Raw genomic sequence first — 14,079 nt, forward strand, 5'->3', positions numbered from 1 at the left:
TCGAGGGGGGCAGCGTGGTCGCCGGACGGGTACGGTCCTGGCTGGTCCGCCGGGCGGGCGGGACACCGGTGCTGACCGTGCTGCCGTACCTGCTGCTGGCGTTCCTCGCCGCGATCAGCGTGCCGATCCGGCACGCCGGCGGCCGCTCGCCGGCCGCCGAGCTGGTGCTCGCCGCGGTCCTGGCCGGCTGGATGCTCTGCCTGTTCACCCTGCGGCCGGCCTGGCGGAACCGGCCCGCGGTGATGGCCGTCTTCCTTGCCGGCGTGGTGCTGGTGACCCTGCTGCTGGTGCTGCGGGCGCCCTGGTTCGGCTTCTTCACCCCCGCCGCCTACCTGTACGCCTACCGGCTCGTGCCCTGGCCCGGGCAGCTCGCCGCCGTCGCCGCGGTGGCGGTGGTCGCCGGCACCGCGCAGGCGTACGCGGTGCCGCTGCACGACGCCGCCGGTATCGCCACCTACCTCGCCATCGTGGTGGCCAACGCGCTGCCGATGTGCGGATACGCCTGGCTGCGGCAGAACCTCGACCGCCAGGACCGGCAGCGCCGGCAGGCGCTCGCCGAGGTGAGCGCGGCCAACGAACGGCTCGCGGCGAGCCTCGCCGACAACGCGGCGCTGCACCGGGCGCTGCTCGACCAGGCCCACCAAGCCGGCGTCGCCGCCGAACGCCAGCGGCTGGCCCGCGAGATCCACGACACCATGGCACAGGGACTGACCGGCATCGTCACCCAGCTGCAGGCCGCCGAGCAGGCCGCGGACGAGCCGGCCCGCTGGCGCCGGCACTTCGCCGCGGCGACCGCGCTGGCCCGGGAGAGCCTGACCGAGGCCCGCCGGTCGGTACACGAGCTGCGTCCCGAACCGCTGAGGACCGGCCGGCTGTCCGAGGCGCTGGCCGAGGTCGCCAGCCGCTGGTCGGCCCGCAGCGGGATCGACGCCCGGGTCACCACCACCGGTACGGTCCGGCCGATGGCCACCGACGCCGAGGTGACGCTGCTGCGGGTGGCGCAGGAGGCGCTCGCCAACATCGCGAAGCACGCCGGCGCCAGCCGCGTCGGGGTGACCCTGTCGTACCTGGCGCACGAGGTCGCGCTGGACGTGCGGGACGACGGCCGCGGCTTCGATCCCACCGCGCCGTCGGTACGACGTACCGACGGCGGGTTCGGATTGGTGGCGATGCGGCAGCGGGTCGAGGCGAGGGCCGGCAGCCTCACCATCGAGTCCGAGCCCGGCCTCGGTACCACCATCAGCGCGCGGATCCCCACGGAGCCGGACGCATGACCGACGACGCACTTTCCGCCGCGGAGGAGGCACGATGACCGACGACGCGCTCGCCGCAGCGCAGGAGACGGGATGACCGACGACGCGCTCGCCGCAGCGCAGGAGCCGGCATGAGCGACGACGCGCTCGCCGCGCAGGAGGCAGGATGACCGACGACGCACTTTCCGCCGCGGGGGAGGCAGGATGGCTGCTCCGGTACGGCTGCTGATCGCCGACGATCACCCCGTCGTACGGGACGGGCTGAGCGGCATGTTCGCCGCCGATCCCGGGTTCGAGGTGGTCGGCGAGGCCGCGGACGGCGCCGAGGCGGTACGCCGGGCCGAGGCGCTGCGCCCCGACGTGATCCTGCTCGACCTGCGGATGCCCGGCATGGACGGGGTCACCGCGATCACCGAGCTGGCCCGGCGGCACATCGAGTCGCGGGTGCTGGTGCTCACCACGTACGACACGGACGGGTACGTGCTGCCGGCGATCGAGGCCGGCGCCACCGGGTACCTGCTCAAGGACGCGCCGCGCGAGGAGCTGCTGCGCGCCGTGCGGGCCGCCGCGGCGGGCCGCTCGGTGCTGGCGCCGTCGGTCGCCTCGCGGCTGATGCACCGGGTCCGCACCCCGGCGGCGGAACCGTTGAGCCGGCGCGAGATCGAGGTGCTGGAGCTGGTCGCGGCCGGCACCACCAACCGGGAGCTCGCCGCCCGGCTGTTCATCAGCGAGGCGACGGTCAAGAGCCACCTGCTGAACATCTACACCAAGCTCGGCGTCAACGACCGGGCCGCCGCGGTCGCCGAGGCATTCCGCCGCGGCCTCCTCACCATCACCCCCGACGACCCACCCTGACCGCCAGCCCCCGGCGAAGGTTGATCAAGGGATCGGGTCATCGCGTCCAGGCGCGATGTGCCCCGATCCCTTGATCAACGTCAGGATCTCTTGAGCGAGGTCGAGATTCCTCGATCAACCCATCCGGGGTCAGACCGGGTCGGGGTCGGCGACCGCCTCGGCGAACTGCGCCGCGTACAGCCGGGCGTAGGCGCCGTCGGCCGTGAGCAGCTGGTCGTGCGTGCCCTGCTCGACGATGTCGCCGTGCTCCATCACCAGGATCACGTCGGCGTCGCGGATGGTCGACAGCCGGTGCGCGATGACGAAGCTGGTGCGGCCCGACCGCAACGCGGTCATGCCGTGCTGGATCAGCACCTCGGTACGGGTGTCCACCGAGCTGGTCGCCTCGTCCAGCACCAGGATCGTCGGCTCGGTGATGAACGCGCGGGCGATGGTGAGCAGTTGCTTCTCGCCCGCGCTGACGTTGGAGCTCTCCTCGTCGAGCACCGTGTCGTACCCGTCCGGCAGGGTGCGTACGAACCGGTCGACGTGCGTGGCTCGGGCCGCCTCGACGATCCGCTCCCGAGTCACCCCGTCCACGCCGTAGCCGATGTTCTCGGCGATCGTGCCGCCGAACAGCCAGGTGTCCTGCAACACCATGCCGATCCGGCGGCGCAGCTCGTCCCGGGACATCGTGCGGGTGTCGACGCCGTCGAGCGCGATCCGGCCGGAGTCCACCTCGTAGAACCGCATCAGCAGGTTGACCAGGGTGGTCTTGCCGGCCCCGGTCGGTCCGACGATGGCCACCGTCTGCCCCGGCTCCACCGCGAGCGACAGGTCGGAGATCAGCGGCTTGTCCTTGTCGTACGAGAAGGACACGTGCTCGAACGCGACCCGCCCGGTCAGCTGCTCCGGTCGCTGCGGCTGGGCCGGGTCGGCGACCTGCTCGTCCGCGTCCAGCAGCTCGAAGACCCGCTCCGCGGAGGCCACCCCGGACTGCAGCAGGTTCGCCATCGCCGCCACCTGGGTGATCGGCTGGGTGAACTGCCGGGAGTACTGGATGAACGCCTGCACGTCGCCGAGCGACAGGTTGCCGGACGCGACCCGCAGACCGCCGATGACGGCGACCAGCACGTAGTTGAGGTTGCCGATGAACATCATCGCCGGCTGCATGATGCCGGAGATGAACTGCGCCTTGAACGCCGAGGAGTACAGCGCGTCGTTGTGCTCGGCGAACGTGTCGGAGGCCTGCCGCTGCCGCCCGAACACCTTCACCAGCGCGTGCCCGGTGTACATCTCCTCGATGTGCGCGTTGAGCCGGCCGGTGCTGGCCCACTGCTTGAGGAACTGCGGTTGGGCCCGCTTGCCGATGACCATCGCGACCACGAGCGACACCGGCACCGTCACCACTGCGACCAGCGCCAGCAGCGGCGAGATGTACAGCATCATGATCAGCACACCGACGATCGTCAGCAGCGAGGTGACCAACTGACTGAGCGCCTGCTGCAGGGTCTGCGAGATGTTGTCGATGTCGTTGGTGGTGCGCGACAGCACCTCGCCGCGCGGCTGCGAGTCGAAGTAGCTCAACGGCAGCCGGGCCAGCTTCTCCTCGGTCATCTGCCGCAACCGGAACGCCAGCCGCTGCACCACCGTCGCGGTCAGCCGGCCCTGGCAGACACCGAGCGCGGCGGCCACCGCGAAGGCAAGCGCGGCGAACAGCAGCACCCGGCCGACCGCACCGAAGTCGATGCCCTGCCCGGGCACGAAGTGCATCGCGCCGAGCATGTCGGCGATCTTGCCGTCGCCCCGGGCCCGCAGGCCGTCGACGACCTGCTGCTTGGTCACGGTAGCCGGGAACCGGCCGCCGATCACGCCGCTGAAGATCACGTCGGTGGCATGGCCGAGGATCTTCGGCCCGATCACCTGCAGCGCCACGCTGACCAGCCCGAGCGCCAGGATGCCGAACGCGCGGGCGCGGTCGGGCCGCATCATCCGGATCAGCCGCTTGCTGGAGGCGCCGAAGTGCATCGACTTCTCGGCCGGCATCATCCCGGCCATGGGTCCGTGCCCGCCGCCGGCCGGACGACGGGGAACTGCTCGTTGGTCGCTCATGCCGCCTCCTGCTCGGTGAGCTGAGACAGCACGATCTCGCGGTAGGTCTCGTTGCCGGCCATCAGTTCCTCGTGCGTACCGGTACCGACGACGCGGCCCTCGTCGAGCACGACGATGCGGTCGGCGTGCCGGATGGTCGCGACCCGCTGCGCCACGATCACCACCGTCGCCTCCCGGGTCTCGCCGACCAGCGCGGCGCGCAGCGCGGCGTCGGTCGCGTAGTCCAGCGCCGAGAACGAGTCGTCGAACAGGTAGATCTCCGGTCGCTGGACGAGCATCCGGGCGATCGCGAGGCGCTGCCGCTGGCCGCCGGAGACGTTCGACCCGCCCTGGCCGATCGGTGCGGCCAGGCCCTCCTGCATCGCCTCGACGAAGTCGCGGGCCTGTGCCACCTCCAGCGCGTGCCACAGCTCGTCGTCGGTGGCGTCCGGGTTGCCGTAGCGCAGGTTGCTCGCCACGGTGCCGGCGAACAGGTACGGCTTCTGCGGCACCATGCCGACCGTGCGAGACAGCAGCACCGGGTCGAGCTGCCGCACATCGACACCGTCGATCAGCACCTGCCCGCCGGTGGCGTCGAACAGCCGCGGCACCAGGTTGAGCAGGGTGGTCTTGCCGCTGCCGGTGGAGCCGATGATCGCGGTGGTCTCGCCGGGCCGGGCGGTCAGGTCGATGCCGGACAGTACCGGTTGCTCGGCACCCGGGTAGCCGAACGCGACGTTGCGCAGCTCCAGCTCGCCGTGCACGGTCAGCTCGGTGACCGGGTCGGCCGCGATGGTGACCGTGGTCTCGGTGTCGAGCACCTCCTCGATGCGCTCGGCACACACCTCGGCCCGCGGCACCATGATGAACATGAAGGTCGCCATCATCACCGACATCAGGATCTGCATCAGGTAGCTCAGGAACGCGGTGAGCGCGCCGATCTCCATCCCGTTGTCGGCGATGCGGTGCCCGCCGAACCACAGCACCGCGACGCTGGACAGGTTCATGATCAGCATGACCGCCGGGAACATGATCGCCATCAGCCGGCCGACCGCGAGCGAGACGTCCATCAGCTGGCCGTTGGCCTCGGCGAACCGGCGCTGCTCGTACCCGTCGCGGACGAACGCGCGGATCACCCGGATGCCGGTGATCTGCTCGCGCATCACCCGGTTGACGGTGTCGATGCGCTTCTGCACGGTGCGAAACAGCGGCCGCATCTGGCGGATCACCAGCGTCACGACGACCACCAGGACCGGGACGATCACCAGCAGCAGCGCGGACAGCGGCACGTCCTGGTTGAGCGCCATCAGGATGCCGCCGACACACATGATCGGCGCCGACACCATCAGGGTCAGCGTGATCACCACGAGCAGCTGCACCTGCTGGACGTCGTTGGTGGTGCGGGTGATCAGCGACGGCGCGCCGAACTGGCCGACCTCGCGCACCGAGAAGCTCTGCACCCGGTCGAAGATCGCGGCGCGCACGTCCCGGCCGACCCCCATCGCGGTCTTCGCCCCGAAGTAGACGGCGACCGCGGCGCAGACGATCTGGACCAGCGCGATGCCCAGCATGATCCCGCCGTAGCGCACGATGTAGCCGGTGTCGCCCTTGATCACGCCGTTGTTGATGATGTCGGCGTTCAGCGTCGGCAGGTAGAGCGTCGCGAGCGTCTGCACGAACTGGAACACCACCACCAGCACGATGTTCTTGGTGTGCGGGCGCAAGTAGACCCGCAGCAGTCTGAGAAGCACACCGACCTTCCCCGTAGAAGCTCTATCACGTTAGTCGGACGATATATCGTTAACTGGCCGGCCGGCAAGTCATCGAGTCGAAGAAGATTGCGAGATCGCCCGTCGACGGCTCGCCGCGGCGGCCGAGCCTACGTCGACACGACCGACATCGGCGACAACTTTCTCCCCGCGGCCAGGCAACCCTAGCTCCGGCCTCCGACACCTCGCGGCGCCCCGACACCGCGGCGCCGGAAACGGGTTCAGATCGGCCGTACCGGGCCGGAACCGGCCGGGGCGTGCGCCGCCGCGGCGGCACCCATCCGCCGCACGATCTCGGTCAGGATCGGCGCCGAGGTGGCGAAGTTGAGCCGGACGAAACCGCGGCCGACCGTGCCGAAGGCCGCGCCGTCGTTGACCAGGACCCGCGCCTCGGCGGCGAAGAAGGCGGCCGGGTCGGCGACACCCAGCCCGCGGCAGTCCAGCCAGGCGAGGTAGGTCGCCTCCGGTACCCGGTAGCGCACCGCTGGCAGGTGCTCGGCGAGCAGGTCGGCCAGCAGCCGGCGGTTACCGTCCAGATAGGACACCGTGTCGGCCAGCCAGCCGGAGCCGGCGGCGTACGCGGCGAGGTTGGCGACGATGCCGAGGCTGCTCGCGCCGAGGGTCTGCACGAGCGCCAGCGAGTCCCAGCGCTGCGCGTCGGCCTCGCTGGTCAGCACCACCTGGGCGCACTTGAGGCCGGGCAGGTTCCACCCCTTCGACGCCGACACCAGCGTCACCGAGTGACCCGCCGCCGCGGCCGACACGCTCGCGTACGGCACGTGCGCCGCGCCCGGGTGGACCAGCGGCGCGTGCACCTCGTCGGCGATCACCCGGGCACCCGGGTGCGCGTCGACCACCTCGGCGAGCGCGCGCAGCTCGGCGGCGCCGAACGTACGCCCCAGCGGGTTGTGCGGGTTGCACAGGATCAGCGTGCCGGCGCCGGCGGCGAACCCGGCGTCGATCGCGGCCAGGTCGTAGCCGGGCCCCGCCTCGGTCTCGACCATCGGCACCGGCACGATCGCTCGCCCACAGACGCTCGTCACCTCGAAGAACGGCGGGTACGACGGCGTCGGTACCAGCACCGGGCTGCCCGGCGCCGAGTAGAGCCCGATGGCGAGCTCGATGCCGCGCAGGATGTCCGGCAGCACCCGGATCCGCTCCGCCGGTACGGCCAGCCCCCGCCGGGCGAGGGCCCCGGCGGTCGCGGCCGGCAGCCCGGTGCTCGCGTCGTCCGGCGGATAACCGGTGTAGCCGCGGGCCACCGCGTCGTGCAGGGCCGCGGCGATCGCCGGAGCCAGCGGGTAGTCCATCTCGGCCACCCAGGCGGCCAGCACGTCGGGATCCGCCCGAGCCCACTTGATGCTTCCGCTCTGCCGGAGCTCGTCGATCCGCACGGTGTCGTAGCTGTGCACGATGCCCCTCCCCGCCGCCGGGCGCGGCCGATCCGCCGGGCCGCCGGGGCGGCCGCCCGCCCCGCCGACGGTATCCGCGGCGACCGGGACGGCGCGATGGGACATGTCATACTCCCGGCGTGTCCGACGCCGCCGACGAACTGCGCGCCCGGCGGTTCGGCGGCTCCTGGCGGCGCTACCAGCAGCAGGCGCTGGACGCGTTCGAGGCGGACCGGGCCGGCGGCGACCACCGGTTCTTCGCGGTGCTGCCGCCGGGTGCCGGCAAGACGCTGATCGGCCTGGAGGTGGCCCGCCGCCTCGGCCGCCGGACTCTGGTACTCGCCCCCAACACCGCGGTCGCCGGGCAGTGGGCCGCCACCTGGGACCGGCGGTTCGTGCCCGGCGGGGCACCGTGCGGCACCGACCGCGACCTCACCGGAGCGGTCAACGTCCTGACGTACCAGTCGATCGCGGTGCTGCGGCCCGGCACCGGGGCACCACACCGGCGCGCCACGCTGCGCGGCGGCAGCCACGACGAGCTGCTCGACCTGCTGCACCCCAACGGCCGCGCGGTGATCGAGACGGCCCGCGGGCTCGGCCCGTGGACCCTGGTGTTGGACGAGTGCCACCACCTGCTGTCCACCTGGGGCGCGCTGGTGCGCGCGGTCGTCGACGCGCTCGGCGAGCGCACCGCACTGGTGGGCCTGACCGCCACCCCGCGCCGCTCGCTCACCGGGTGGCAGGCGGAGCTGCACGACGACCTGTTCGGGCCGGCCGACCTGGAGGTACCGGCACCGGCACTGGTCAAGGCCGGCACCCTCGCGCCGTACCAGGAGCTGGTCTACCTGACCCGACCGACCCCGGCCGAGGACACCTGGCTTGCCAGCGAGACCGCCCGGTTCGCGCAGCTGCGGTTCCAGCTGATCGACCACGCCCTCGGTACGGTGCCGCTGCTGGCCTGGCTGTCGGCCCGCGCCGACCGGGCGCACGCCCCGACCGGCGCGCACCGCAACCGGGCCGCGGGCGAGCCGCCTGCCGACGGGCCACGGTTGAGCTGGGCCGCCTTCGAGGCGGCCGAACCGGCGCTGGCCCGGGCGGCGTTGCGGTTCGCGCACGCCGGGATGATCGCGCTGCCGGCCGGCGCGCGGCTGCGCGAGATGCACCGCACCGCACCGGACGCCGACGACTGGGTGGCCGTACTGGGCGACTTCTGCACCGGTCACCTGCAGGCCAGCGAGGACGACCGGGACGTCGCGGCGCTCGCCGCGATCAAGCGGGTACTGCCCGGCCTCGGCTACCGGCTGACCAGCCGCGGCCTGCGGGCCGGACCGTCGCCGGTGGACCGGCTGTGCGGCCTGTCCGAGGCGAAGATCGCCGCCACCACGCACATCCTGGCAACGGAGTCCGCGGCGCGCGGCGACCGGCTGCGCGCGTTGGTGCTCTGCGACTTCGAGCAGCTGCCCGGCCGACCGTCCGACCGGCTCACCTCGGTCCCGCTGAACACGCTGTCCGGGTCGGCCCGGCTGGCGTTCGCCACGCTGGCCGCGGCCGACGTCGACGGCCCGGGCGGGCTGCGGCCGCTGCTGGTCACCGGGGCCACCTTCGCCGCACCGCGGGCGCTCGCGGCGGAGCTGGTCGCGGCGGCGAACCGAGCCGGGCGCCGGGTGGGCACCGAGCCGCTGGACGAGACGAGCGTGCTGCTGACCGGCCTGCCGACCCGGGCGGCGGTCGCCCTCGCCACCGAGTTCTTCGCCGCCGGCCGGGCCCGGGTGCTGATCGGCACCCGGGCCCTGCTCGGCGAGGGCTGGGACTGCCCGCAGGTGTGCGTCACCGTCGATCTGACCACCGCGACCACGGCGACCGCGGTGACCCAGATGCGCGGTCGGGGCCTGCGGCGCGACCCGGCCGATCCGGCGAAGCTGACCGACAACTGGACGGTGTGCTGCGTGGCGGCCGAGCATCCCCGGGGCGACGCCGACTACCTGCGGCTGGTGCGCAAGCACGACGCGTACTTCGCACTCGGTTCGGGTGGGGAGGTCGAGTCCGGCGTGACGCACTGCGACACCGCGCTGTCCCCGTACGTGCCGCCGGACGCCGCGACCGCCGCCGCGGTCACCGCCCGGGCGCTCGCCGCGCCCGCCCGGCTGGCCCGGGTGCGAGACGAGTGGCGGATCGGCGCACCGTTCGCCGGCGTCGAGGCGGCCAGCCTGCGGGTCCGGTCCGAGCGCCCGCTGGGCCGGTCCGCGCCGTGGTTGCCCGGTGCACTCCTGGCGCCCACGGCGCCGGCCGAGCACGGTCCGCGGATCGCGCCGGCGTACCTGGTGGCCGGCGCGGTGGCGGTGCTGCTCGCCGCATCGTCGCTGCTGCTCGGACCGGTCGCGGCGCTGGCCGGCGGCGCTCTCGCCGTCGCCGCCGGACTCGCCGGCATCGCCGTGGGGCTGGTCCGGCGCCACCGGATCCGTACCGGGCCGGACGCGCTGGAGCAGCTCGCCGCGGCGGTGGCGGACGCGCTGCACACCGCCGGCGGTACCGAGCGGGGCGCCGAGGCACTGCGCGTCTCGCCCACCGTGGACGGCGCGCTGCGGTGCGAGCTGACCGGCGTACCTGCGGAGCAGTCGGCCCGCTTCGCCGCCGCCCTGGACGAACTGCTCGCGCCGCTCGCCGAACCGCGCTACCTGGTCGGCCGGCGGGTACTGGTGGCCCCGGCCGGGGCGCGGGGTGCCGTGGCGCTCGCCCTACGCTCGATGGCACGGCGGCCGCTGCCGGGCGCGGTGGCGTGGCACGCACTACCGCGCTGGTGCGCGCGCAACGCGGTGCGCCGCGAGTCGTTCGCCGCCGCGTGGGAGCGGCACGTCGGCCCGGCCCGGCTGCTGGCCGCCGACTCCGTCGAGGGCGCCGCGGTCTGCGAGCTGATGCGCGGCGAGGACCCGTTCGCGATCACCGCCCAGCTGCGCACCGTCTGGCACTGAACCCGTCCGGGCGCCGGCGCCATGCCGGCGGGCACGTCCTCGCGACACCGGTCGAACCCCGGTGCCGCCCGCGGGAGCGCCGGGGCCCGACCGTGGGACCCGCGTGACGGGGGTGCCGCCGGGTGGCGGCGTGGCGCCTATGCTGGCCGTACGCGACTGGCGCGGCAAGGTGGGGCACCACCGGGGAGCGACGTCGGCCGCACCGCGCGCCTGGGTGTGGCAACCACGATCGTCCTTGCCCTCCTGGAGGTGGCAATGTCCGCGTTGCACGACACCGATCCGCAGCTCGCCAGCCTGGTCGACGCCGAGCGGCGGCGCCAGTTCGACGTGTTGCGGCTGATCCCGTCGGAGAACTACGTCTCGCCCGCCGTGCTCGCGGCGACCGGCACGGTGCTGACCAACAAGTACTCCGAGGGGTACCCACACCGCCGCTACTACGAGGGCCAGCAGGTCATCGACCAGGTCGAGGACCTGGCCAACGAGCGCGCCCGGCAGCTGTTCGGGGTCGAACACGCGAACGTGCAGCCCTACTCCGGCTCGCCCGCGAACCTCGCCGTCTACCTGGCGTTCCTGGCGCCCGGCGACCCGGTGCTCGCGATGGGACTGCCGGCCGGTGGGCACCTGACCCATGGCGCGCCGCCGTCGGCCACCGGCCGCTGGTTCGACGCGGTGCACTACGGGGTACGCCGGGACACCGGCCGGATCGACCTGGACGAGGTCCGAGACCTGGCCCGCTCGCACCGGCCGAAGCTGATCATCTGCGGTGGTACCGCGATCCCGCGCACCATCGACTTCGCCGCGTTCGGCGAGATCGCCCGCGAGGTCGGCGCGATCCTGCTGGCCGACATCGCGCACATCGCCGGTCTGGTGGTCGGCGGCGCGCACCCCAGCCCGGTCGGGCACGCCGACGTCATCTCCACCACCACCCACAAGACGCTGCGCGGCCCGCGCGGGGCGATGCTGATGTCCACCGCCGAGCATGCCAAGGCGCTGGACAAGGCGGTCTTTCCGGGCCTGCAGGGCGGGCCGCACAACCACACCACGGCCGCCATCGCGGTGGCGCTGCGGGAGGCCGCGCAGCCGGACTTCGCGCAGTACGCGCACCAGATCGTGGCGAACGCGCAGGCGCTGGCCACCGCGCTGACCGACCGCGGCTACCGGCTGGTGTCCGGCGGCACCGACAACCACCTGCTACTGGTCGACTTGACCAACAAGGGCGTCACCGGCAAGGTGGCGGCGAAGGCACTGGACGCCGCCGGGGTCGAGCTGAACTTCAACACGGTGCCGTTCGACCCGCGCCGGCCGTTCGACCCGTCCGGGATCCGGCTCGGCACCCCGGCGATCACCACCCGCGGCCTCGCCCCGCAGCACATGCCGCAGGTGGCGGAGTGGATCGACCGGACGGTCCGGGCCGCGGCCGACGGCGACGAGTCCGGCTACGCCGACACCGCCGCCCAGGTCCGCGAGTTCCTCGCCGACTTCCCGATCTTCGGCGAGACCGCCTGACGCCACGATCGGCGCGCGCTGGCGGGCGGCGTCAGCGCGACAGCGCGCCGCGGGTGTTGATGCGGTGGCCGTTGCGGTCGAACACGTGCAACTGGGACAGGTCGGCGCGCATCGAGACGACCTCACCGACCTTGGCCGCCGCGTACGGCGGGAGCCGCAACGCGAACTCCGCGACGTGCTGTTCGTGCCGGCCCGGATCGGTCTCGGCCGGTTCGGCGTCCACCGCCGGCTCGGCCGGACCGCCCCGGCGCGCGCGCCACCACCGCCGCAGCGAGCTCTCCACCGGCATGACGGCCTCATGGCCGGCGCCGGTCAACTCGTCCAGGCCGGCGGCCGCGCCACCGACGTCCAGGTACGCGATCGTCTCGTGGCCGAGGTGTTCGGCGTAGCGCACGATCCCGCGCAGCGCCCCCGGTCGGTCCGCGCCGACCGGGGTGACCGCCTCGGCCCGCAACCCGACGATGACCTGCTCGCCGTGGTAGCGAACCAGGTCGCGCACCCGCGGGTCCGCCCAGGGCAGGGCGATGTGCTGGTGGCCCAGATCCAGCAACAGCCGGTCGTCGAGGTAGGCGTACACGGTGGCCCAGAGCAGGTTCATCCGCGGGGTACCGAGGAACGCGGCGACGAACAGCGACTCCGGCGCGCGGTAGGCGCCGTGAGGGGTACTGAGCTGTTCGATCCGGCCGTCACGCAGGATGGCGACCCGGTCGGCCATGGTCAGCGCCTCCGTCTGGTCGTGCGTGACGTAGATGGTCGTCACCCCGATGCCCCGGACCAGGCTGGAGATCTCGGCGCGCAACCCCTGCCGCAGCGCGCTGTCCAGGTTGGACAGCGGCTCGTCGAGCAGGAAGATGCGCGGCTCCCGGATGATCGCCCGGCCCATCGCCACCCGCTGCTTCTGGCCACCGGACAGCTGGCCCGGCCGGCGCTCCAGGGTGTCGGCGACACCGAGCGCGGCGGCGAGGTCGGCGACCCGTTCGGAGACCGCCTCGGGCGCCTGCCGGGCGAGCTTCAGCGGGAAGCCGAGGTTGCCGCGCACCGACATGTGCGGGTACAGGGCGAAGTCCTGGAACGCCATCGCGACCCGGCGCTGCCGGGGCGACCAGCCGTTCGCGATTTCGCCGTCGAATCGGATCAGTCCGTCGGTCGGGTCCTCCAGCCCGGCCACCATCCGCAGGATGGTGGACTTCCCACAGCCGGAGGGGCCGAGCAGCACCATCACCTCACCGTCGGACACCGACAGGTCCAGTGCGTCGACCGCCACGGTCCCGCTCGGGAACGTCTTGGACACTGACTCAAGAGCCAGCGCTGTCATCGGGCCTCCAATACCGCATGGGAACGGCAAAAGCCGCCGAACATACTGTGGCCGCTCTCACAGCACATACAATCAGCCGAACGTGTAGAAGCGAAGTCGTCACTTGCAGCGCGCAAGGTGCACGAATTGGGCGATGGCGGCGACACTCATCGTCGCCGGTAACGTCCACTCCCGTGTTCGTGTTGTTGCCGCCCTCCGAGACGAAGGCGCCCGGCGGTCAGGGCGCCCCGCTGCAACTGGCCCGGCTGTCGTTCCCGTCGCTGGGATCGACCCGCTCCCGGATCATCGCCGCGGTCCAGGCCGCATCGACCGACGTCGACCTGGCCCGGACCGTACTGCGGCTCTCCGCACGCCAGGACGCCGAACTCGCCGCGAACCGGGCGCTCTGGCACTCCCCCACGACACCGGCACTGCTGCGCTACAGCGGCGTGCTGTACGAAGCGCTCGACTACCCGGCACTGCCGGCTCCCGACCGGCGCCGGGCGGACGAGCGGCTGATCGTCGGATCCGCCCTGTTCGGCGCGGTTCGGGCAAGCGACCCGATCCCGGCGTACCGGCTCTCGGCCGGCGTCCGGTTGCCCGGCCTCGGCTCGCTGCGCTCGGTCTGGCGGCCGGTGCTGACCGCCGCGCTGGCCGGCGGGCCCGTCCTGGACCTGCGTTCCTCGGTGTACCAGGCGCTCGGTCCGGTGCCCGACGCGATCACCGTCCGGGTCGTCTCGCCCCGCCCGGACGGCCGGCTCGTCGTCGTCAGCCACCACAACAAGGCGTACAAGGGGCGGCTCGCCCGGGCGATGTGCGCCGCCGACCGGCTCGACGGCATCGAGGACGTCATCCTCGCCGCGAAGACCGCCGAACTGGACGTGACCCGTACCGGCGACAGTGAGCTGCAGCTGCGCACCGAGACCGGCTGACCTGCGTACCGGCGGGTACCCGGACGTCGGCGAAAAGTTC

General features: G+C 72.9%; 9 protein-coding genes and 1 riboswitch. Of the genes, 5 read left to right on the forward strand and 4 right to left on the reverse strand.

What is annotated here, in order from left to right; translation table 11 throughout:
* Positions 1-14 precede the first annotated feature (14 nt).
* Positions 15-1,274, forward strand: coding sequence for a sensor histidine kinase (locus Asera_RS23945; RefSeq protein ID WP_244844004.1), 1,260 nt, complete (start codon positions 15-17; stop codon positions 1,272-1,274).
* A gap of 183 nt (positions 1,275-1,457) precedes the next feature.
* Complete coding sequence (locus Asera_RS23950; protein WP_030447455.1) at positions 1,458-2,108, forward strand: response regulator; 651 nt, start codon at positions 1,458-1,460, stop codon at positions 2,106-2,108.
* 129 nt (positions 2,109-2,237) lie between these two features.
* On the opposite strand, the gene Asera_RS23955 is transcribed toward Asera_RS23950, so the two are convergent.
* From Asera_RS23955 to Asera_RS23965, 3 genes are all read right to left on the reverse strand, one after another.
* Positions 2,238-4,199: an ABC transporter ATP-binding protein gene (locus Asera_RS23955; protein WP_030447456.1), complete on the reverse strand. Its 1,962-nt coding sequence runs from the start codon at positions 4,197-4,199 to the stop codon at positions 2,238-2,240.
* Positions 4,196-5,929 (reverse strand): ABC transporter ATP-binding protein, encoded by a 1,734-nt coding sequence (locus Asera_RS23960; protein ID WP_030447457.1) that lies wholly within the window; start codon positions 5,927-5,929, stop codon positions 4,196-4,198. The genes Asera_RS23955 and Asera_RS23960 overlap by 4 nt, the downstream gene beginning before the upstream one ends.
* A 239-nt stretch (positions 5,930-6,168) precedes the next feature.
* Positions 6,169-7,359, reverse strand: coding sequence for a MalY/PatB family protein (locus tag Asera_RS23965; protein WP_244844005.1), 1,191 nt, complete (start codon positions 7,357-7,359; stop codon positions 6,169-6,171).
* Positions 7,360-7,478: 119 nt separating this feature from the next.
* Between Asera_RS23965 and Asera_RS23970 the strand changes: the two genes are divergently transcribed.
* Complete coding sequence (locus tag Asera_RS23970; protein WP_030447459.1) at positions 7,479-10,307, forward strand: DEAD/DEAH box helicase family protein; 2,829 nt, start codon at positions 7,479-7,481, stop codon at positions 10,305-10,307.
* 142 nt (positions 10,308-10,449) lie between these two features.
* A riboswitch (ZMP/ZTP riboswitch) is annotated at positions 10,450-10,530 on the forward strand.
* A 32-nt stretch (positions 10,531-10,562) separates the two neighbouring features.
* Positions 10,563-11,813 (forward strand): serine hydroxymethyltransferase, encoded by a 1,251-nt coding sequence (locus Asera_RS23975; protein ID WP_030447460.1) that lies wholly within the window; start codon positions 10,563-10,565, stop codon positions 11,811-11,813.
* A 31-nt stretch (positions 11,814-11,844) separates the two neighbouring features.
* Here Asera_RS23975 and Asera_RS23980 read toward each other — a convergent pair whose 3' ends face one another.
* Positions 11,845-13,128: an ABC transporter ATP-binding protein gene (locus Asera_RS23980; protein ID WP_030447461.1), complete on the reverse strand. Its 1,284-nt coding sequence runs from the start codon at positions 13,126-13,128 to the stop codon at positions 11,845-11,847.
* A gap of 173 nt (positions 13,129-13,301) precedes the next feature.
* Here Asera_RS23980 and Asera_RS23985 point away from each other — a divergent pair, with 173 nt between their 5' ends.
* The gene (locus Asera_RS23985; protein WP_030447462.1) at positions 13,302-14,039 is read left to right on the forward strand and encodes a YaaA family protein; all 738 of its coding nucleotides are present in this window, start codon (positions 13,302-13,304) and stop codon (positions 14,037-14,039) included.
* Positions 14,040-14,079 lie beyond the last annotated feature (40 nt).

This window comes from Actinocatenispora sera (assembly GCF_018324685.1).
Taxonomy (GTDB): domain Bacteria; phylum Actinomycetota; class Actinomycetes; order Mycobacteriales; family Micromonosporaceae; genus Actinocatenispora; species Actinocatenispora sera.

Excerpts from the sequence above, each read along its gene's own strand:
- Asera_RS23975 (WP_030447460.1), top strand. The coding sequence starts at position 10,563 with ATGTCCGCGTTGCACGACACCGATCCGCAGCTCGCCAGCCTGGTCGAC.
- Asera_RS23950 (WP_030447455.1), top strand. The coding sequence starts at position 1,458 with ATGGCTGCTCCGGTACGGCTGCTGATCGCCGACGATCACCCCGTCGTA.
- Asera_RS23955 (WP_030447456.1), bottom strand. The coding sequence starts at position 4,199 with ATGAGCGACCAACGAGCAGTTCCCCGTCGTCCGGCCGGCGGCGGGCAC.
- Asera_RS23980 (WP_030447461.1), bottom strand. The coding sequence starts at position 13,128 with ATGACAGCGCTGGCTCTTGAGTCAGTGTCCAAGACGTTCCCGAGCGGG.